Genomic DNA, 21087 nt, shown 5'->3' on the forward strand with positions numbered 1-21087 from the left:
ACTTTTTGAACGGAATAACTCGACGACGAATGCCGCAAACGGATCGGGCGAGGCGCTGGCATGCCGCCAGCGGTCCTTCTGTCGCGCCGATCGCCCGAATGCGACCTCAAAGCGTACGTCGTCTGGGGCTGCGCCGCAGCGTCAATTTTTCTGCTATCGCCGCTATCGGCGGCATCGTCGCTACGATCTGCCCGCTATTGACCCGCAAACTGCCTTGCGGCGCCAGCGTCGTTTCCGTACCCTCCGCCCGCCGCGTCGGCAGGCCCGAGCCGCGGTGCGCGCTTGAATGAGACCCATAACGCCATTTTTTTTTGCCAGCTTGCCGTCGTCATGTTCGTCGATTTCGAAGTCACGCACTGCTCTCGCCAATGCGCCGCCAGCGGGCGAACATTGGCGCCAGGCGAGACGTACTTCTCGACGTTGCAGCTTGAAGCAGGCAAGCCCGTCCGACGCGATTGCTGCGCGGAAGAGTGGCGCGGAGCGCCAAACGACGCCATCGCCTGGTGGAAGTCCGTCGTGCCGCGCGGCGACGCTTCGAAGCCAAAACTCGCTCCCCAAGACGTCCTCCTGAACCTGTTCGTCGAACTGGCCGAGCAGCCCGATGAAGCGGATTTTCGCTACGTCTTGGGACTACTGCTGATCCGGCGGCGGATTTTGAAATTGGATGAGACGCGACGGGACGCGGCGGGCGAGATGATGGTTCTGGAGTGTCCGCGGCGCAACGAAACGTACGAACTCAGAGCGACGACGCCTGACCCCATGCAAACCGAGCAGTTGCAGCAGCGCATGATTGAGTTGCTCTACGGCGGCGATTAAAGGAGACCCTCGACATGCGGCAAGGCGTCGTCGACTTCAGGCCCGCGCCAAATTGGACCAGTGCGGGGGGGATCTGTCTGCTATTCGCCCTCGTGTTCTGCACGTCCGGCGCCTCCTGCACCCGCACCATGCGCAGCCCCTTCGCGGCTTGGCAGCCGCCCGCGCCGCAAGTGCTGATGACCGGCTCGTCGCTCGATCAGGTCATCGCCGCCGTCAACGCTAACGCCGCGCGTATTCAGAGCATTCAAACCAACAACGCCTCGATTACGGTTCCTGGCATGCCCGGCATTCCCCTGCTGGGGGGCAAAATTGCCGCACAGCGTCCCGGTCGATTCCATCTCGTGGCGGGAACGGCGCTGACGGGCGACGAGGTCGACATGGGGTCGAACGACCAGCAATTCTGGTTCTGGGTCAAGCGGAACGAGCCCCCGGCCCTCTTTTACTCGCGTCACGATCAATTCGCTGGCAGCGCTGCGCAGCGGATGATGCCGATCGAGCCGCAATGGTTGCTCGACGCGATTGGCTTCGCCGAATTCCGCCCCGGCGACGCCCACACCGGTCCGAGGGCCCTTGGCAGCGGCCGAGTGGAGATTCAATCGATGATGCAGACGCGCACCGGACGGCTAACCAAGCGGACTGTCGTCGACGCCACCCGCGCCCTCGTGCTGGAGCAGCATGTTTATGACCAGCAAGGCACGCTCGTCGCCAGTGCAGTCGCGAAGACCCACAAGTACTACGACAAACTGAATATTAACCTGCCCGACGACGTCGAGATCCGCATTCCTGCCAGCGAGCTGTCGCTCTCGATCGCGATGGGAACGGTCGAGATCAACACGCTCGGCGAGAACCCGCAGCTCTGGACGATGCCATCGAAGCCGGGCGTCCCGCTGGTCGATCTAGGCGCCTCACAAGCCAACGCCGCGACGCCGCGCATGGGCGATCAAATCACCGACGCGAATTGGTACGGCCCGGGCCCGGCGGTTGGGCAAATCCAAACGGGCGCAAGTCCCGTGAGCGTGCCGATCTCGCCGCCGGTCACTGCCTACCCGACCCCTTCGCAGACGGCGGCGGCACCTCAACGGATAACGCCGGCGCCGCAGTTCATTCATCCCTCGGGCGTGGAGTTGCCTGCGGCCTCAGTCGCACGGCAGAATCCTTATCCCGGCGTACAGCAACTCCCCGCCGGCGGCGTGACCGGCTCGGCATCGTTGACGCGGTAGGGCGGGCGACTTGGACTTAGGCGAGCCGGCGGCGGCTGCGGGGTAATCACGATGAAGAACGCCCAGCCCAAATTCCGCGCTTGGCCCGCTTCGCCTCCTGCTGCGCTTTCCGCAAACGTTCCTTCTTGCGCGGGCTGAAGTCGTACCCCAGCGTTGCCCGCGCCAGACCCGCGCGCACTAACTCCTCGTTGAGCAATCGTTCGCCATTCCAGGCGAACGCCAAGAAACGGCCATGTTGGTCAACCGACTCGCCGTCGATCTCGAAGCGCATCGTGCCGCCGGCGTCTTGCACGAACTGTTTCGTGAACTCGCTCGCTTCAGGTCCCCATGGCTCAACGGGGAAATCGGGTTTCACGGTTTCCGGTGAGTTGACTCCCTGCAGCCGCACGCGGCGTCGGCCGTCGATCAGCAACGTATCGCCGTCAACGACGCGCTCCACTCGGTAGATCCCTGGCGAGAGACCGGCGGATTGCCGACCGCCGGCGCCGGGGACTTCGAGCCAATCGCCGCTCCACCAACGGAGCAGGGCAAGCAGCGCCACGCCGATGCCCGCCGCCAGTTCTCGCCAGTACGAGCGGCGGTAGCGTCCCATGGCGTCACGCAGAGCGAGCTATGACAAAAGTCGCAAGAAGAGAAAGCGCGGATTCGCAAACGTCGTCAGTCGAAAGTGAGTGGGACGTCAGTTCTGGCTGAACCCGAGTTCGTGCAACGCCACGCGACCGAGCGGATTCTTGACGTAGGCGCTGCGGCAGTTGCTACAAAGGTCGTAACGCTTCTGCTGATAGACTTCATCACTGATGCGATCGTCGTCGGCGTCATCGAGCCGATCAAGAATGTCTTGAATCTCTTGCAGATGGTCATGCTCGTCGTCAGTCTCCTCCTGCATCGGATCGAGGGCCGCATAGACCTCGACGCGTACGACGTAACGCAATTCCTGTTCGGGGTTAATCGGCCGTTTGCAGCAATCACATGTGAAGTGAAGCATGGCGAGCGTCCTCTGCGATAAGTTCTTATACGACACGCTCCGTTCCGTTGAGCGCCCCTTCAGTTTCATCCTAACGAGGGGACGAAGCGGCTCGCAAGTTAATCCGTTGATCTTTCTCGACAGTTGCTATTCCAACGCGACTAGCCGAGTTGGCTGGCCCTCGATGCTGGTCCGCTCACTCGATCAACACGTCCTTGCAGAAAAAGCGTGGCAGCGCGCGACGGATGCGGATCGCCTTCGGGCAAATGCCGTGCCCAATGTATGGTTTTCGCATCACCCAAGCATAATGTCTGCTGACAGCAGTGTTCTCCGACAGCCGTCCCGTCGACACTGACAGGTTCTCGCCGAGTCGTTCCCCCTGCGTCGCCGCTGACGTAGCGTCGCCGCGAAATCGCTTTTCACATGCTGGTTTTGCGAAACTTCGGGGACTAGAATACAGGGGACGCCACTCGCTGCCGTCGACTGTTCGTGTCGAGCCACTTTTCGATTCGGGCGCAGTCGCCGCTTCGACGGCGCGACTTTGGTCTCGGGTCCAGGGCGCTGCCGCGTCCCGCCTGGCAGCGTTTCCTTCACACGCCGTTAGCGCTCGACGCCTAGAATACGGGCAACGATCGCAGCGAAGAAGCGCACGGTTCGCACACCGCGATCGCGTGAGCCTCTCCGATCGGGGTGCAGGCGGGGTGCGCCTAGCCGTCGGCTCACGGCGGCATGCTTGTTGGGGAGACTAGCGCGAATGTCGACCGTCGAATCGAGCGGATTGAACGCCAGCGTCCTCGTTCTCAATCGGCACTACATCGCCGTGCACGTGATCAACGTCCGGCGCGCCGTCGGACTGTTGGTCAACGCGCTGGCCGAAGTCATCCACATCGAGGATGGCCAATATTCGAACCACGACTTCGATTCGTGGCGCGAAATTAGCGAACTGCGGGCGACGTTCAAAGAACGCTCGCCCCACGAGGACTGGATTCGCAGCGTTAACTTTGAAGTCTGCGTGCCGCGGGTGCTGCGGCTGCTCCACTACGATCGCCTGCCCAAACAGCAGGTGCGGCTAAATCGCCGGAACATCTTCGCGCGCGACGCCAACCTTTGCCAATACTGCGGGAAGAAGTTCCCCACCAGCGAGTTGAGTCTCGATCATGTGCTGCCGACGTGCCGCGGCGGCGGCGCGAGCTGGGAAAACCTGGTTTGCGCCTGCGTCCGCTGCAACGTCCGCAAGGGAGGCCGCACGCCGCAGGAGGCGGGCATGAAGCTGATTCAAAAGCCGGTGCGGCCCAAGCGGAGTCCGATGCTCACGATCAAGTTGGGCAACCCGAAGTACGCCAGTTGGAAGAACTTCCTCGACAGCGCGTACTGGACGGTGGATTTGAAATAACGGCGGCGACATCGAGTTCAGCTCCGCCAATATCCACAAAAAAACGGCCTTCGACAGCAACGCTGTCGAAGGCCGTTCGCATTGATCAAAGCCAGTCCCAATCGAGGCGACTAACCCTCGGCGAGTGGCTCTTTCTTTTCGGTAATCACCGGGCACTGCGGCGCCATCTCGGCGTTCAGTTCGATGAAGCCCTTCCATTCTTCGGGGACGTTGTCTTCGTGGAAGATCGCCTCGACAGGGCATTCCGGCACGCACGCTTCGCAATCGATGCATTCGTCCGGATGAATGTAGAGAATCTGCTCACCCTCGTAGAAGCACTCGACCGGGCAAACCACCACGCAGTCGGTGTATTTGCAAGCGAAGCAAGGCTCGCACACAACGTGGGTCATCGTCGGAATTCTCCTTCTATCGCGGCAAGACGAATGGGTGAACTGGCTATTCGCGTCAGCAGTTTTGCTAGAACCTCGGCTTCCGCCCGACGTGAGGGCGAAAGTTCTATCGTAGCAGTCCCAGCAAATGGTCGACAAGTATCGATGGGCGAACGAGTTTAGGCGGCCCCGCCGTGCTCGTGGCGGCAATCTTAGATTCGGTCGATATCACCGTCAACCCAAGGAAAACCTTACCCAATCGGACGCTTCCCCCTTTGTTTCCGGGACTTTTCGAGCCATCGACGTTCGACCGATATCGCCTTGTCTTGCTCGGCGCTTCCCCGCTATCTAGAATCGAGTGGAGCGGTCGCGACCCGTGGCGCTGATAATTCGCTCACAAGGCCAGGAGCTATGGGGCTCAACCGATAAGGTGGTGAACCAACGTGGCGCTTTCCGACATCGACCGCAACTTGCTGGAACGCTGCCTCGCACGCAAACCGCGAGCGTGGGAAGATTTCGTCGATCGCTTTACCGGCCTCGTCATCCATGTGGTGAACCACACGGCTCGCTGCCGCTCGATCATGCTGAGCTCAGCCGATCGCGAGGACCTGACGGCGGACGTCTTGCTCGCCATTGTCCGCGATGACTTTGCCGTGTTGCGGCACTTCCGCGGCAAAAGTAGTTTGGCCACCTATCTGACGGTTGTCGCTCGGCGCATCGTTGTGCGGAAATTGGTTGATACGCGCACAACCACGTCGCTCGGCTCGGCCGCCGATGCCGTGGCAGGGGGCGATGGCTCGGCGAGCGAGCAGCGCATGACCGACCGCGAAGAGGTCGAACAGCTGATGGAACAGCTCGATGAGAGCGAGGCCGCGGTTGTGCGAATGTATCACCTGGAGGGAAAGACCTACCAGGAGATCAGCCGTAGCACCGGCATGCCCACCAATAGCGTTGGCCCGATGCTCACGCGTGCCCGCGCCAAGCTGCGTAACGCCGGCGCCCGATAACCACATTAGAAGCCCGGCCCGCGCAAGTCGATGGTTCCGCTCGGCCAGCCGTCGCCGCCGGGGTATCTCATGACGACTTCATCCCAAAATGGGGATGTCTTCGGTCCCTCGCCCAGCGAGTTGGTGATCGGGTTCAGGACCGTCACGGCGCCAAGCTTTTCGTAGAATCCGCGAACGAGGTGATTTGTCTGAAACAGGGCGAAAGAAAACTCGCCGGCATCGATCAGTCCGAACGCCGCCCGTACGACCAATTCGCCTAGCCCCCGCCCTCGCTGCGACGAGTCGGTGCAAACGCGCGCTAGACCGCCGATGAGCATTGTCCCCTCGCTGGTCCGAATCTCGCGCGGGAGCAGCGCCGCATGGGCGATCACCCGATCATCCTCAACGACGACGAGCGAGCGCGGCGCTGGCCCAGGCCTGCCGCGGTACTCTCGGCCAAGCGTCAATTGTTGCTCAGCTCGGTCCGCGGCCGTGAGATGAGGCTTCGGCCAGACCTGAGCAATCAGATCGCCGATCTGCCTGGCCTGAGTTGGCGTGAACTCGCGCACGTCCCAGTTTTCAACGGGCATGGCGGCAATCAAAGGACGATCCTCATAGCGACAACGTTGGGGTTACCCTACCAAAGGGTACGCTGCGCCGCCAACCGTGGGTCGCGCCGAGCGATGAATTCGCCGCTCGACCTCGAGCATCTGGCCGCGGCTTTGGATTTGCCGTCAATGCCCGAAAGCAAGAATCGGCGCCACCCAGACGAGCCGCAAAAAGCCAACTCGATTAATCTTCGCCGAGGGCCTCCTTGATCAGAGGGGCAAGATCAAATTCGCCGGCATCGATCGAATCGAAGATCGATTCGTTGATCGTGCGGGCGTCGTACTCGGCTACTTTGGCGAGAATTTTAGTAATCTCGTCCGGAGAATGGCCGCGCTCGGAGAGCCAGGCGACGAGCTCGGCGTGCCGCGGGTCGACGTTGTCTGGCATGTTGGCTTGCCCTGGGCTCGGAAAGATTCGGACCGGCGACTTGTTCGGCCAGTTAGAGCATACCATACGCTCGCTCGGTCGCTGGCGGCCGTGTACCCTCACTTCTTCCCATGCCTTGGGCTGGGCGATTAAGCTTTACTCCCTTCACGCCGCCGCCTCACCTCATTCCCGTTTCGACCTGCGAGGGCGAGATCGATGCCCACTTTTGCCGTTGTCCTCCCCGCCGCGGGACGCAGCACCCGTTTCCGTGATCCGAACTACAAGAAGCCCTTCGCGAACCTCGGCGGGCGCGCCGTCTGGCTTCACTCGGCCGAACGCTTCCTCAATCGCAAGGATGTGAAACAAGTCATCGTCGTCGTGGCGGAAGAGGACCGCGAAGAATTCGGCCGTAAGTTCGGCGCTAACCTAGCGATCATGGGGGTCGAAGTCTGTCCAGGCGGGGCGGAGCGAACAGATTCGATTCAGAACGCGTTGGCGAAGGTTCGCGACGAGATCGACTTCGTCGCGATCCACGACGCGGCTCGGCCTTGTACGGCCGACAAGCTGATCGACCAAGTCTTCGCCGCCGCCGAGCAGCATGGCGCCGCGATCCTGGCGATCCCAGTCGCCGCGACGCTCAAACGGGCCGCGCCGGGCAAGCCGGCGACAATCGCCGAAACGGTGGACCGCGCCGGGCTCTGGGAGGCCCAAACTCCGCAAGTCTTTCGGCGTGAACTGATCAACAAAGCCTACGCAGCTCGTACGGCAGCCCTGACCGACGATGCCCAGTTGGTCGAGCGAATCGGAGCGTCGGTCGCACTGGTTGAGGGCTCCGCGCTGAACTTGAAGATCACCACCAAGGACGACCTTCGCCTGGCCGAGCAAGTCCTCAAGGTGCTCCCTAAGGCGAAGCCCGAGGGATTCTCGCACCCGTTTGCGGGCGACGATCTCTGGCGATAGCCGGAGAATCAGCGATTTATGATTTGGGATTGCTGATTTATGATGCACTGTCGAAGACTCGCGGCAGCGCGGGGCCGCTTCGCGACGCCAGCAATCCAATATCCTCAACGATAAGCATATGCCTTTCTTCGCAGACCTGCAGTGGCGCGGCCTCGTTCACCAGACGACTGACCCGGCGCTGGGCGCTTGGCTGGCCGAGAAGCCGCGCACCTTCTACGTCGGCTTCGACCCGACGGCCGATAGCCTGCATGTCGGTCATCTGCTCGGCGTCATGATGCTCCGGCGATTCCAGCGAGCGGGGCATCGGCCGATTGCCGTCGTCGGCGGAGCCACGGGAATGATCGGCGATCCCAGCGGCAAAAGCGCCGAGCGTAATCTGCTCAGCAAGGAGCAGCTGCAGCTGAATATCGACGGCATGAAGCGGCAAATGGAGCAGTTCATCGACTTCGATGAAAGCCAGCCTCGCGCGCTGTTGCTCAACAATTTCGATTGGACAGGGCCCTGGAGCTATCTGGAATTCCTTCGCGATATCGGAAAGAATTTTCCGGTGAACGTCATGCTCGCCAAAGACTCGGTGAAGGGGCGGCTCGGGCGCGGCGACGCCGGCGACCCGCAGGCCGGCATGAGCTATACCGAGTTCAGCTACATGTTGTTGCAGGCGTACGACTTCGTTCACCTGCACGATCGGCATGGGTGCGAGTTGCAGGCTGGCGGGAGCGACCAATGGGGGAACATCACCGCGGGGATCGACCTGGCGCGGCGAATGCGGGGGGCGCACTTGCAGGGCTTCACTTGGCCGCTGCTTACCAAAAGCGACGGCGCGAAGATGGGGAAGACCGAGTCAGGCGCCGTCTGGTTGGCTGCGGAGCGGACGAGCCCCTACGCGTTCTACCAATACTGGTTCAACGTGGACGACGCGGACGCGGCGAATTGCTTGCGACTCCTGACCGAACTACCGCAGGCCGAGATCGAAGCCCTCGACGCCGCCCGCGTCGCCGACGCCGCGAAGCGTGAAAGCCAGCGGCGGCTGGCCGAGGAATTGACCAAGCTCGTTCACGGCGAGGCCGGTTTGACTGCCGCAAAACAGGCGACGGACATATTCTTTGGCGCCGAAATTAGTTCCCTCTCGGATAAGGAACTCGGGCAGATTTTCGCCGACGTGCCGAGCAAAGATCTCCCCGCCGCTTCGCTGCAGGGGGCCGGGTTGCCGGTGATCGACGCGCTGGTGGAAGCTGGCCTGGCTGCGAGCAAAGGCGAAGCCCGCCGGACGGTGACCCAGGGAGGGGCGTACGTCAACAACCGGCGCGTCGACGGCGTCGACGCAGCTCTCACGCCAGCGAGCCTCGCCAGCGAAACGGTGGTGGTCCTTCGCAGCGGCAAGAAAAAATACGCCCTGCTCCGTTTCGCCTGATAGGCTAGCGGCATGCTACGCACCCCGGAACAGTTGCGAGCGGACGCGCTCCGTATTTGGCGGGCCGGGCTAGAGGCAGTCCGCTCGCCGCAACTCGTCTTCGACGCGGTCGAGGTCGAGGGCTCGACGCTGCGGCTCGGCGAGGAGTTCTTCGACCTCAACGCCATGGATCGAATCGCGGTCGCTGGGGGCGGCAAGGCGGCCGCCGGCATGGCTGTGGCGCTGGAGCAGGCGTTGGGCCCGCGGATGTTGCGGGCAAAGCGGGTCAGCGGCGTCGTGAACGTCCCTGCCGATTGCCTCCAGCCGACCGACGCGATTCGTTTACACGCCGGGCGCCCGGCCGGCGTGAACGAGCCGACGGCGGAGGGGATGGTAGGCGTCGGCGAGATGCTGCGCATCGTCAGCCAACTCGGTCCGCGTGACTTATGCATTTGCCTGGTCTCCGGCGGGGGCTCGGCGTTGCTGCCGGCGCCGATCGACGGGTTTGCCCTTGAGGACAAGGTGGAGCTGACGCGCGAAATGTCGGCCCGCGGGGCGACGATCGCACAGATGAACGCGGTTCGCCGCGCGCTGAGCCGAGTCAAAGGGGGCGGACTCGCAGCCGCCTGTCGAGCGGGAAGACTAGTCTCCCTGATTCTCTCGGATGTGCCGGGCGACGATTTGGCCGCGATATCGTCGGGACCCACGGTGTTGGGCGCGGCCGAGCCGCGGGCCGCCATCGATGTTATCGACGCGCTGTCGCTCGCTAATTTCCCCGCCGGCGCTAAAGCTCGCGACTTGCTGCAGCGGCGGACCATCGAAGGAGATGCTCCAGGCCAAACCGCCAACAAGTTTGGGTGTGAAATCTCCAATCTCCTCATCGGCAATAACGCCACGGCCGTCGATGGGGCGGGCGTCGAGGCCGAGCGACTTGGCTACAGCCACGCGATGGTCTCGGCCAATGCCCCGGAGGGTGCGGTCGAAGGAGTCGCCGCGGGGATCGTGGCGCTGGCCCAGCGGATGCGCGACGAGTCTGGTCCCGATTGCTTGATTAGCGGCGGGGAGCCGACGGTTCGCTTGGCGCCCGCCGCCGAGCGGGGAAAGGGGGGCCGCAACCAGCAGTTGTGCTTGGCGGCCCTGGCTGAACTGAGCGACTGGCGACGGCTCTGTCTCATTTCTGGCGGCACCGACGGCGAGGATGGCCCTACCGACGCCGCTGGGGCCTGTGTGGACGAGTTTATCGCCGCCAAGGTGCAACGCCTCCATCTCGATCCGCGGCCCTCACTGGCTCGCAACGACGCCTACACCTTTTTCGATGCCGTCGGCGGGCTGCTGCGGACTGGGCCGACGCATACGAACGTATGCGACCTGCGCGTGCTGACTGTGAGTCGTGCTGACTGAGCCAGTGGATTGACCTGGCGAGAGTGTCGATTGGCGCGACGTTTCTGTGTCGAGTCGCTTATTGTCGCGAAACGCGTTTTTCGCGACACAAAGCGTAAGTGGCTACGCTGTCTGAGGTTGCGAGTTGCACGCTCGCGACATTTATCGTTCCTGAACGCATGTTGGCCGCGTTGGCCATGTCGGCAAACATGATTTGGACAACATGGAACAATTGGATGTCTGTTAAAGGAGGCGCGCAGCGACCCCGTGTCCGTCATCGATTCTTGGTCGATGGCCGGTGGACTTACCTGCGGTTGGTTGTCAAAGACCGATATGTGGACGTGTGTACCGTATTGGATTGAGTGGCCATTTTCAACAAAGAAATCACTGGATTTTCTTGGGCCGCGAAGAGGCGTGAGAAGACGCAAAAAGTTTGGCGGTTGTCGAGACGCGATGTTTAAAACCATTCGCGGCTAAAAGTGGAATCGCGAGTTGTGCGATTAGGCGAGAAATTGAGTTCTGGCCAGCCATGAGTATGTTGAATTTCTACATAATATGTTCAATTTCTACACGCACTTGCGGCGTGACTTTCGGGAGCTAGCCGACACGATGCCCTCTGAGGCCCCCGAAGATGGCGACTACAACGGCAAGAGGTTCGCAATACCTTTGGGCGCATGAAAAAGCCCCCGGTTTTAGGAACCGGGGGCTGAATGGGCGTGGCGCTGATTGAGCGCGGCTCCGGCGGGGCGTTGACCCGCGGCTAGTGGCGTTAGTCCCACCACCATTGGCTGGCGGGGAGGCTGCTGAGGTCGATCGCATCCTTCGCCTTCGCCACCGCGCCATCGTTGTCGGCGAGGCGGTTTTCGGCTTCGATCGCTTGGTTGGCGCGAATTTCGACGCCGCCGCCGACGGGCGTCATCAGTTTGCGCCCTTTCCACATGCTGTTGACCGCGGTGGCGACTTGCTTCGGGGCGTTGTAGGTTTCGACTGCGTAGGCCGATTCGTCGCCGAGGGCGCCAAGATCGGTCTCGGCCCGACCGTAGAGATCTTGCTGCTGGATGAACGCCGCCGCGACGAGCATGTCGACGCAGTTGCGAAGCTGGCCGTAGACCGGAGCCCGCTCGGCAAGCTCGTTGTACTTCTGAGTGAAGCTTTGAGTGAACTTCTTGCTGGCCGGACTCTGGGCGGCGGTGCCGGTGCGGCCGCCATTGGCGCCGACGACTTCATCTTCGCCGACAAGCTTGACGCCGCTGCCGACGAACTCGGCCGCCAGACCGTCGTCGGCGACTTTGATGCGTTGATAGTCGGGAACAAAGTACCACCGCTGCAGGGCGTTACGAGCCACCGTGGCGGGATTGGCCATCGCCACCCAGCTGGCGATGTTTACCGGCGGTTCTTCGAGGCCGATGCCGATGAGCTTCATCCGATAGTCCGCCTCGACCAACACCTGGGCGAAGTGAGTATTGGCGGGAACGCCCCCGACGGTAATCACTTGCAGCCCGAGACTTTCACGCAGGCCGTCGACGATAAACTGCTCGTCGCCGGGGCCAATCTGCCGGCCCATTTGGCTGAGAAATTGCTGCATCTGCATCAGCCCTTCTTGAGTCGGGTCGATGGAGCAGTACACGAGCGCGTTCTTCTTGCCCTGCGGAGCGAAGGTCCGCAGCGCGACGGCCAAGTCTTCCAATTGAAGAATCGGCTGTCCCGAATCCCAGCCGACGACGCGGCCATCGGGCGTTTCGACCCAGCCCTCGGCGGGGCCGGCGAGGACGATGTCCTTGGTTTCGGGATAGTAGAAGACGTACTTCACGCGGGTGAGGCCCGCAAGGCTGCGCATCACTTCATCGGGGCCTTCGCCCGACGCAACGGCGGCGTCCATCAGCTTGATCAAGCGTGAGAGCGAGACCTTGCGGAGCTTGCTCGGCTTGAACACGTCTTGTCCCAATTCGGCCTGGGCTTGTTCGATGCGAGTTCGCATCAACTGGCCATTCGGGTCGCTCTTCTCCAGCCGTTTCAGCACGCCGTCGGCATCGACGGCGACGCCGGAGAAGGGGCCGGTGCCTTGAGTGCCGCCGCCGGTGCCGCCACCGCCGCCGCCGTCGATTTGGGCCCAGGCGTTGGACCCGGCGACCGCCACGAGGCAGCAAATCGCCGCGGTGGTCAGACGCTGCGAGAGACGGGCGACGGGCAGATAGGACGACATGACGACCTCAGCGGATCAGAATGGTTGATTTGGCGACCGATGGACCAAACCGCTCGCCGACTGGCGATCAACGAGCGGGTCCGTGGCGCGGTCAGAGTTCTCTGTTCGTTCCGAATCAGCGGAGCCCTCGCCCCGCCGGTTCCTAACAGCCCAGCCCAGCCGTCGTTTCGGATTGGCGAAACGGCGTAAACTGGGCAAGGGCCGATGCTTCTGATCATAATTCGGGCCGGGCGGGGAAGCAAGAATTCGCCTCCCTTTGGGGCGTTCCGGAGGAATTTTGACCGCCCTGGACGCCAAGGGAACCAGCGATCAGTTGAAACTGCCGAAGGACGCCGAAGGACGCCGAAGGACGCAGATGGACGCAGACCTACGCAAACGGATCGGGTCGCCGCCTTCATCTCTTTGCCGAGCGGCGTCTCTCTGCGTCCCGCGGCGAGCAACTGGCATTTTCCGACCCCTGGGCCTCCGAGCCGGTTTTTATTTCGATTGCCAAGGCCGAAGAATCGGCAGAATTGGCGTCAACTGCCGACGTGAGGCGAAAAAGCAACACCTCGTGTGGGATTCCGGCATCACTCGCTTATCTAGGCGCTACATTTTACCAACTGTGCCCCTGCGCGCACGGTGGCCGCGCGCTCCTTGCGCCGGTGATCCGTCTGCCGCAGGGCAGTTTTTCGCCCTCCCCACATGTTTTCGCTCCCCCTTACCCGCCGACGAGTCTTGGCAGCGCTGGCGATCGCCTGCGCGCTGATGGACGGCGGCTGCGCGGGGTTGCGGTGTCCCCGCTGCCCGCGAATCGATCCCTCGGGCGAGCGGTGTCTGATTTGGCCGAAGGATGAAGCGGCGACGGTTGCCACGGTCGCCCCGCCAGCCACCGTGTTCCCGGCGGCGACGGCCACGCTGCCGGCGATCCCCGGCAACCCCACCGCACCGCCCGTGACCACAGATCCGGTGTTTCCGCAACCAGAACTGCCCGCCGTCGCCGCGGCGGCCCCGGGCGTCCCCATCGCGCCGGTGTCGACGCAGGTGGCGACGCCGCAAGATCGGCTCACCCTTTCGCCCGAACGAATCCTCGCGCCCGTGGGGACTGAGGTGGTGCTGAAGGCGAACATCTGCACCACCGAGGGATACACGCTCGCCGAGCAGAAGATTGAGTGGCTGTTGGCGCGCGACGGCGTCGGCGAGTTCGTCGAAGTGAGCGGTAAGGGGGCGTTCCACCCGTCGATCTTCCCGTGGAACGCGGGCAAAAAGACTGACAATTATTTGGCGACGACCTACACGGCCAACGGCCCCCACTGCATCAATCGCGGCACCCCGGACCCGAGCGACGACGTCAACATCCTGCGGGGCGATGCGTGGGTCACGGTGACGGCGCCGCGTGAGGGGACGAGCCACGTTACCGCCTACACGCCGACGGTCGAAGCTTGGAATCTGCGAAAGCAAGTCGCCACGATCTATTGGGTCGACGTGCAGTGGACCTTCCCGCCAGCGGCCGTCACCAGCGGGGGGCGCGAGACGCTGACGACGCAGGTGAACCGACAGTCGGACGGCACGCCGCTGGCCGGTTGGATCGTGCGCTATGAGGTCTCCGACGGAAGCGGCGGCGGCGGTGCTGGGCGGGTGAGCGAGGTAGTCACCGACGCGGATGGCCGCGCCTCGGTGCAAGTTTCGCCCACGGCCGCCGGGGCAGCGAGTTCGAAGATCGACATGCAACTGGTCCGGCCAGCGAATTTTGGCGGCAGCGATTCGCCGCGGCTGGTGATCGGCAATGGCTCGACAATCATCAACTGGTCGGGGGGATCGACGTACGTCCCGTCGACTTCAGCTCCGCTGACGCCGGTGACGCCCGCCGTCCCGGCCATTCCCACCGTGCCGACGACGCCGCCAACGACCAATCCGCCCACTGCCGCGCCGGCGACGCCCCCGCCAGTGGCGACCGCGGGGCCCGCGAGGCTGGAGCTGACGGTTCAGTCGCCGTCAACGGCCGTCGTGGGCAGCACCATTCAGGCCGTGGCGACGATTCGCAATACGGGACAGTCGCTGGCGACGAACGTGGTTCTGACGGACGAATTCGACGTGGGGCTCCTCTTCCCGGCGAAGCCCGCCAGCAACAAGATTGAGAACGCCGGCATCGGCTCGATTCCGCCAGGCGAGTCGCGCACCGTGCCAATCAATCTGCAAGTCACCAAGGCAGGGTCGCTGTGCCAAACGGTGGCCGTGCGGTGGGACGGGGGCGGCCCGCAAAGCCAGCGGACCTGCGTGTCGGCTACCGATCCGGCTCCGCAGCGGAACGCAGCGTTCCGGGTTGCGATTGATGCGCCGTTGGCAGGCGAACAGAATCAGACGGTGCCGATCGACATTGTCGTGACCAATACGGGCGAGGTCCCGCTGGTAAACGTCCGGCTGACCGAAACGTACCCGCCGCCGATCTCGCCGCAGCCGACGGACCAAGGGGCCGAGGTGATCAGCGGACAAGTCCAACGTCTCATCGAGCGACTTGAGGTGGGGGCCAAGAAGGTGTTTCGCGTCAATTGTCTGTTGCGACAGTCGACGCGCGCGACGATTTTGGTGGATGGATCCGCCGAGACCGATCCGCCCGGCGCACGCATCCCGACGTCGGCGGAGCGTGAGATCGAGATCACGCCGCCGCGCGGCGGGGCGCCAGCGACCGGCGGGATTGCTCCTCCGGCGGCGTTCCAGCCGTTGGCCGTCGGCGTGCAGATTGGCGCGACGCCGGTTCGCGAGGGAGAGACGCCCTCGTTGCGCGTCGGGACGCGGACGACCTGTACGGTGATGGTGCGCAATACCACGGCGAATCCGCAGGCGAACATGGCCATCCGCGTCTACTTTCCGCCCGAGATCGTGCCCGACCTCACGGCACTAGAAGGTCCGCCCGGGACGACGGCGAAGCTGGCCGGCGGAGCGGTGGAGTTCACCGCCGTGCCGACGATCGCGCCCGGGGAAGCGCTGCAGTACAAGATCCCGGTCAACGCGAACGTGGCGGGCAACGTGACGATCAATGTTCAGGCCGTCAGCAGTGCGGCGCAAGGCCAGGCAGGGATCGTCAATAAAGCTCAGAATGTGCAGGTGCTGGGAAATCGGTTGTAGGTCGAAAGACGTCGCACGCTTCGAGAAGCTCCGTCAGTAACGCCTTCTTTGCTCTGCGGGCGAACGCGGCACTGTGCGCGGGGCTGTCGATTGGCGACGATGGAGCGCATGTTGCGCTTCGTTTTGCTGTATCACGATTGCCCGCCAGCGTTTGGCAAGCCGAGCCACTGGGACCTCATGCTCGAGCGCGATGGCGCGCTGTTGACCTGGAGTCTCGCCGAATTGCCGCCGACATGGTGCACAGTCGGGGTGCGGTCGCCGACGGATGCCGGCGCCCAGTCGATCAACGCGACACGAATTGCCGACCATCGGTTGGAATACCTCGATTACGAAGGCCCAATCAGCGGCGGTCGGGGGGCCGTCCGCCGACATGATTGGGGCCATTATGAACTGCTCGGCGAGACGCCGGCAGATCTCCAGGTGCGACTGCACGGGAAACGGATTGATGCGGAACTGCTGCTACCGCAGAAATCGCCAGCTTGAGCGAAACTTCAGCGGAAGCGATTTTCGCGCCCCGTGAGCAACGGCGCGTGCTGGCAAGCACCTGCCGACACGCCGCCGGCGTTGCTGCGGCCTGCAGTTTCGCGGGGCGTTGCGTTAAACCCGCCGCTGATTTCCCAGCTTCACGGCCCCCTGCCGCCGTCCGCAAAATTAGCCCGTTCGGACTGAGCGCCGTGGTCCGTTCGGTCGATTTGCTGTGCTGGGGTCGGCATTCCCGCCGTCGACCCCGCGCTGACGCCGGCGTTGCTTCGCGCAACCGGTCTGCGCTAGTGACCCAGATTGTCCGGAGCGAAGTACATCACGAATGGCTACCGTCGAGAGATCGTTCGCCACCAAGCATCCCGCCGTTCACTCTCAGCCGAGCCTTGAGCGCAAGCTCGTGGGCAGAATCGGCCCTTGGCAACTGGTCCGGCTGATTAACGAGAGCGAACTGGCGCGAGTGTATATCGCACGGCCGGCCGAAGGCGCCGCGGACGGACCGGCGTCGTACGTCGTCAAGGTGTTGCGCAAGGAGTGGTGGCGCGACGCCCACGCGATCGAGATGCAGCGCCGGGCGGCATGGGTGGGACGCAAGGTCTCGCACCCGCACCTGCTGCCGGTACTTTCGGCCGGCGTCGACCAGCCGCCGTTTTATACGGTAAGCCCGAAACTTGAAGGGCGTTCGCTGGCGAAGATTCTGGAGCAACAGCGCCGTCTGCCGATGGCGGTGACGCTCTGGATCGCCCGCCAAGTGGCGGAAGCGCTCGATGCGCTTCATACGACGGCGCGCATGATTCATTCCGACGTGAAGCCGGCGAACATCGTCGTCGCTCCCGACGGGCACGCGACGCTGGTCGACCTGGGGTTCGTCCACACGCCCGGCGAGAGCCGGCATTGGTCGTCGCGCCCTGTGTACGGCACGCTGAACTACCTGGCGCCTGAGGCGCTCACGTCGGCACTTTCGGCCTCGCCGCAGAGCGACGTCTACAGCCTTGGCGTGACGCTGTACGAAGTGATTACGGGCACGGTGCCGTTCGTCGGCCGCGATGCGGAATCGCTGATTCGGCAGCACCGCGAGACGAAGCCCGATTGCGTGACCGTTCGCCGGCCGGACACGCCGCCCGAAGTGGCGTCGTTGATTGCGCGGATGCTGGCGAAAGAGCCGATGCGCCGGCCGGAGAGCGCTGCCGAGGTCGTCGATGAACTCGTACGGCTGGAGATCGACTCGTTTGCGGCGAGGTCGGCCTGAACTTAGATCGTCGCACTCAGCCGCCGCTCGTTCAGGTCATGTAACGAGCGAAGTCGTTGACGTGCTCCTCGTCGACCGCGGCGGCCGGAACCGCCTCGGCAACGACGAGTCGCCCCAGGACCGGCAGATCGGCCTTCGTCATCGACGAAAGCTTCGCCACCGGGGAATCGCCGTCGACGATGATGATTTCCTCGCCGGGAGCAAGCTTGCGGATAAGCTCCGCCAGTTGCGTGGCGACTTCATCGATGGGCAAGGTGGTCATCGGCAGCTCCTGGATATGGGCACGCGCCCTGATTTCTCTTCAACGAACCACCACGCCCGACAACGGGCTCGCGACAAGCTCGTAAGCCTGCAGTGCCTTACGGCACGTCCATCGGCATCGGTTCAACGCCGTCAAGGAACCCGGTGAGGGCCCGCGAACGATAGGGACTCTGCAGCTTGCGGACCGCCTTCGACTCGATCTGTCGCACCCGTTCGCGAGTCACCGAGAAAATCTTGCCCACCTCTTCCAGCGTGTAGGTGTAGCCGTCGGCCAGGCCATAGCGGAGCCGCAAAATCTCCCGTTCGCGGTAGGTCAGCTCGGTCATCACTTCTTCGAGCCGGGCCTTCAAGGCTTCCATGTGTGTGTCGTAGAGCGGATCCTCGTCGCGCTGCTCCTCCAAGAATTCGCCGAAGTAGTTGTCTTCATGGTCGCCGACCGGCTGGTCGAGCGACAGCGGCTGGCGGGTCATCTTGTGGACGCAGCGGGCGTCGTCGACTGACAGGCCGGCTAGTTCCGCGATCTCTTCCGGATTCGGTTCGCGACCATGTAGCTGCACGAAGTCGGTCGTCACCGCCCGAATCTTGCTCATCGTGTCGATCATGTGGACCGGCAAACGAATGGTGCGGCTCTGATCGGCGATCGCGCGGGTGATCGCCTGGCGAATCCACCAGGTGGCGTAAGTGCTGAACTTGAACCCGCGGGCATGCTCGAACTTGTCCACGGCCCGCATCAGGCCGGTGTTGCCCTCTTGGATGAGGTCGAGGAAGCTCATGCCGCGATTGCGGTACCGCTTGGCGATCGAGACGACCAGCCGGAGGTTGGCCGCCGAGAGGTCGCGTTTAGCGGCGTCGTAGGCTTCTTTGCGGCGGAGAGTTCGCGCGGTGAGGCGACGCAGCGTCGCCGGCGTCTCTTGAGTGATCCGCATCAGGTAGCGGAGCTCGTGACGGAGCTCGTGGTCGTTCGCAAGGTGAAACGACTGCTCAGCGTGAGCCAGCTGCGACTTGATCGTCCACATCCGCTCGCTGATCTCATGCAGCTGCGACATCAGCGGCGTCAGGCGTTGAATGCGGAGGTTCAGCTCTTCGACGAGCCGAATCACCTTATTGCGGCGGGCGATCATCCGCCGCCAATAGCGGTGCTTCTCGGCGACCGTGGTGCGACGGCTGACGGCGCGGCGATAATCCTGCTGGTTGCAGCCCAGCAGCTGGCGGGCCGTCGCGAGGTTCGGAGCGATCCGCTTGAGAATCCGCTTCTTCTCCGTCGTGTTGGTAACGGAAATTTCAATCGTGCGGTCGAGCCGCAGCGTGCCGTCGGAGACCTTTTGCAGCAGGTCGACGGCGGCGTGCAGCATGAAATCGCTGCAAAGCATGGTCCGGCGGAAGCGGCGGCGGGTCGATTCGATCTGAATCGCCGCGGCGACCTCGTTGTCGCGGTTCAGCATCGGGATCTCGCCCATCTGCATAAGGTACATGCGGACGGGATCGTCGATGGCGGCGTCGCCTTCGATCTCAGCCGATTCGAACTCCTCGTCATGGGCATCGACCTCGACTGCGTCTTCGTCGTCGAGATGGGGGACGTCGTCGACTTGGGGCTTCGGCCGAGCATTGCGGGCGCCGGCAGGAGCGCCTCCTTTGTTTCCGACCGTCGAGGCTGATCCATTGACTTGAGCACGGGAGCGAGGCTTCGTCGACACAGGGGGCTTCCTCATGAAGTGACTCGGCGGTGGCGGTAGATCAGAGTGGATCGGACGAGATGCAGAGGTCGTGCCGCCGGACGGTTGTCCGGAGGTTCGAAAAGGCGTAAAGTGTTTGCTGCGAGCGATTTTCGACGAGGCGGGCAACGTCGCGGCGAGTGCGGGAGGTCGCTCGGCGGTGCACTTTCGCCACGAGAGCGGCGTGGCGGCGTTTCTAGAATTCAACGTACCCGTTCGTTCGGAATCTTACGCACGACCGGCATATGCGTTTTGCAAGATTGCAATGCGATGGCGAAGGCGCCCCCCTGGGGATTGAAGAGCTGGCCGAGTCGGCCCGGCTTGACTACCTCCAGCTCGACTATCCGCGCCAGCGCTGGGCGGCGATAACGGGCGACGCTCCGGCGGAGTTACCGGAGTACGCCGTCGGATTTGGCGAAGCGCTGCGGGCCATTGTGAAACCGCTTTACCTCGACCCGCAACTGCATGTGGTCGCCTCGGCCGGTTGGGCAGACGCCTTCGCCTGCGTCGAGCGGGCCGCTGCCGTCCTTGTGGAGGCAGGCTGCGGCGAGACGCCGCTGGCGGCGGTGCGCGGGAGCAACCTGCTGCCGATTCTGGAGATGCTCAAGCGGGAGGGGATTCCGCTCGACAATGCCGAGACAGGCGCCCGCTGGCGGGAATTGAGGGCGCCGGTGCTGGCCGCGGACCTGCTGCTGGGCGCGGGGCCGTTGGCCCTCGCACTGGCGGAGCAGGCGCGGGTCATCGTGGCGGGCGCCTTTGACGAGGCGGCGCCGCTGACCGCCGCGAGCGTTCATCAATTCGGCTGGAAATGGAACCAGTACGACTTGCTGGCCGCGGCCGCCGCTGCATCGCGGGCGACGGGCTGGATCGATTGGGAAGCGCTTTCAGGCGACCGCGCGAGCGGAATCTGGCGGCCGAGTCGCGTGGAGATCGACTGCGCCGGCAAGGTGTTTCTCGAACCGATGCTAGCCGACCAAGGGGCGGCTGGGCGTTTGCAGCAATGGCTGCGTGCAGGGGCCGCGTCCGTGAGCGCGGGTCGGCGCGCCGACGTGCAGGAGCGCGTGGCGACGCTAACATGCGGCGTGGCTGGCCAGGGACAGTTGCAGATCGAGGGCACGACGGGGAGCGCTGGCGATGACTGCTGGGAACTCGAAATCCTGTATCAGGCCGGCTTCGCCGTCGAGGCGCTCCTCGAATTCACCGCGGCGTCCGATCGCCGCTGGCGGCAGCATCTGGCGACAATCGCGCGTGGCTGCCTGCCGGGAGCTCGCGATGGCGTTGGAGTGCTGACGGTTGAGGAGTTACAGGGGACGGGAGACGGGGGGGGGTGGCTCCTCCTTGCCTACCAGTCGCAGGTTGCCGTCGAATGCCAGCGATTCGCCGAACAAGTCGTCAAACTGGCAGCGGCCCACCGGCCCCACGTGCGACTTGCCGCCGGCCGGCCCGCCGTGCACGTCCACTGCAACCGCTGGCCAGTGCGCGTGCCTCGCGACGCGGTCGATATTGCGGTGGAGACGCGCGTTGCCCGAGAGTGGGTTTAGTTTGGAAAGTTGAACCTACGAACAGAATCAATCGAGAAACCAAAATGACGAATGAGGATGGACAAGCAAGTCTTCCGCATTCGT

Annotated in this window: 19 protein-coding genes; 11 read left to right on the forward strand and 8 right to left on the reverse strand. The window is 63.5% G+C overall.

What is annotated here, in order from left to right:
- Positions 1–282: 282 nt before the first annotated feature.
- On the forward strand, positions 283–816 hold the full coding sequence (locus I41_RS07945) for a hypothetical protein (protein WP_145432039.1): 534 nt from the start codon (positions 283–285) through the stop codon (positions 814–816).
- Positions 817–830: 14 nt separating this feature from the next.
- On the forward strand, positions 831–2036 hold the full coding sequence (locus tag I41_RS07950; RefSeq protein ID WP_145432040.1) for a hypothetical protein: 1206 nt from the start codon (positions 831–833) through the stop codon (positions 2034–2036).
- A 46-nt stretch (positions 2037–2082) separates the two neighbouring features.
- Here I41_RS07950 and I41_RS07955 read toward each other — a convergent pair whose 3' ends face one another.
- Both I41_RS07955 and I41_RS07960 read right to left on the reverse strand, forming a co-directional pair.
- Entirely contained in the window at positions 2083–2628 is a 546-nt protein-coding gene (locus I41_RS07955) for a thermonuclease family protein (RefSeq protein WP_145432041.1), read from the reverse strand.
- An 87-nt stretch (positions 2629–2715) separates the two neighbouring features.
- Positions 2716–3021, reverse strand: coding sequence for a hypothetical protein (locus I41_RS07960; RefSeq protein WP_145432042.1), 306 nt, complete (start codon positions 3019–3021; stop codon positions 2716–2718).
- Positions 3022–3754: 733 nt separating this feature from the next.
- Between I41_RS07960 and I41_RS07965 the strand changes: the two genes are divergently transcribed.
- Complete coding sequence (locus I41_RS07965) at positions 3755–4393, forward strand: HNH endonuclease (RefSeq protein ID WP_145432043.1); 639 nt, start codon at positions 3755–3757, stop codon at positions 4391–4393.
- Between the two features lie 110 nt (positions 4394–4503).
- Here I41_RS07965 and I41_RS07970 read toward each other — a convergent pair whose 3' ends face one another.
- Entirely contained in the window at positions 4504–4782 is a 279-nt protein-coding gene (locus tag I41_RS07970; protein ID WP_145432044.1) for a ferredoxin family protein, read from the reverse strand.
- Positions 4783–5204: 422 nt separating this feature from the next.
- Between I41_RS07970 and I41_RS07975 the strand changes: the two genes are divergently transcribed.
- Positions 5205–5768, forward strand: a complete 564-nt coding sequence (locus I41_RS07975) for an RNA polymerase sigma factor (protein WP_145432045.1) — start codon at positions 5205–5207, stop codon at positions 5766–5768.
- Positions 5769–5773: 5 nt separating this feature from the next.
- Here the strand turns inward: I41_RS07975 and I41_RS07980 are convergent, their stop codons facing one another.
- Together I41_RS07980 and I41_RS07985 are read right to left on the reverse strand one after the other, a co-directional pair.
- Complete coding sequence (locus I41_RS07980; protein ID WP_145432046.1) at positions 5774–6337, reverse strand: GNAT family N-acetyltransferase; 564 nt, start codon at positions 6335–6337, stop codon at positions 5774–5776.
- A 202-nt stretch (positions 6338–6539) separates the two neighbouring features.
- Positions 6540–6743 (reverse strand): hypothetical protein, encoded by a 204-nt coding sequence (locus I41_RS07985; protein WP_145432047.1) that lies wholly within the window; start codon positions 6741–6743, stop codon positions 6540–6542.
- A gap of 195 nt (positions 6744–6938) precedes the next feature.
- Between I41_RS07985 and ispD the strand changes: the two genes are divergently transcribed.
- The 3 genes from ispD to I41_RS08000 all read left to right on the forward strand — a co-directional run bounded on the left by ispD (position 6939) and on the right by I41_RS08000 (position 10473).
- Positions 6939–7682, forward strand: coding sequence for a 2-C-methyl-D-erythritol 4-phosphate cytidylyltransferase (gene ispD, locus I41_RS07990; RefSeq protein ID WP_145432048.1), 744 nt, complete (start codon positions 6939–6941; stop codon positions 7680–7682).
- A 118-nt stretch (positions 7683–7800) separates the two neighbouring features.
- Positions 7801–9093 (forward strand): tyrosine--tRNA ligase, encoded by a 1293-nt coding sequence (gene tyrS, locus I41_RS07995; RefSeq protein ID WP_145432049.1) that lies wholly within the window; start codon positions 7801–7803, stop codon positions 9091–9093.
- Between the two features lie 12 nt (positions 9094–9105).
- Entirely contained in the window at positions 9106–10473 is a 1368-nt protein-coding gene (locus I41_RS08000) for a glycerate kinase type-2 family protein (RefSeq protein ID WP_145432050.1), read from the forward strand.
- 748 nt (positions 10474–11221) lie between these two features.
- On the opposite strand, the gene I41_RS08005 is transcribed toward I41_RS08000, so the two are convergent.
- Entirely contained in the window at positions 11222–12655 is a 1434-nt protein-coding gene (locus I41_RS08005; protein ID WP_145432051.1) for a DUF1598 domain-containing protein, read from the reverse strand.
- Between the two features lie 684 nt (positions 12656–13339).
- Between I41_RS08005 and I41_RS08010 the strand changes: the two genes are divergently transcribed.
- From I41_RS08010 to I41_RS08020, 3 genes are all read left to right on the forward strand, one after another.
- Positions 13340–15760, forward strand: a complete 2421-nt coding sequence (locus I41_RS08010; protein ID WP_145432052.1) for a COG1361 family protein — start codon at positions 13340–13342, stop codon at positions 15758–15760.
- A gap of 108 nt (positions 15761–15868) precedes the next feature.
- Positions 15869–16243: a DNA polymerase ligase N-terminal domain-containing protein gene (locus I41_RS08015; protein ID WP_145432053.1), complete on the forward strand. Its 375-nt coding sequence runs from the start codon at positions 15869–15871 to the stop codon at positions 16241–16243.
- A gap of 322 nt (positions 16244–16565) precedes the next feature.
- On the forward strand, positions 16566–17489 hold the full coding sequence (locus I41_RS08020) for a serine/threonine-protein kinase (protein WP_145432054.1): 924 nt from the start codon (positions 16566–16568) through the stop codon (positions 17487–17489).
- A gap of 31 nt (positions 17490–17520) precedes the next feature.
- Here I41_RS08020 and I41_RS08025 read toward each other — a convergent pair whose 3' ends face one another.
- Both I41_RS08025 and I41_RS08030 read right to left on the reverse strand, forming a co-directional pair.
- The gene (locus I41_RS08025; RefSeq protein ID WP_145432055.1) at positions 17521–17751 is read right to left on the reverse strand and encodes a type II toxin-antitoxin system Phd/YefM family antitoxin; all 231 of its coding nucleotides are present in this window, start codon (positions 17749–17751) and stop codon (positions 17521–17523) included.
- A 97-nt stretch (positions 17752–17848) separates the two neighbouring features.
- Positions 17849–19459 carry a sigma-70 family RNA polymerase sigma factor gene (locus tag I41_RS08030; RefSeq protein WP_145432056.1) on the reverse strand — a complete coding sequence of 537 codons (1611 nt, stop codon included), beginning with the start codon at positions 19457–19459 and terminating at the stop codon, positions 17849–17851.
- 248 nt (positions 19460–19707) lie between these two features.
- Here I41_RS08030 and I41_RS08035 point away from each other — a divergent pair, with 248 nt between their 5' ends.
- On the forward strand, positions 19708–21003 hold the full coding sequence (locus I41_RS08035; RefSeq protein WP_145432057.1) for an acyclic terpene utilization AtuA family protein: 1296 nt from the start codon (positions 19708–19710) through the stop codon (positions 21001–21003).
- Positions 21004–21087 lie beyond the last annotated feature (84 nt).

It is taken from the genome of Lacipirellula limnantheis (genome assembly GCF_007746075.1).
Lineage (GTDB): Bacteria > Planctomycetota > Planctomycetia > Pirellulales > Lacipirellulaceae > Lacipirellula > Lacipirellula limnantheis.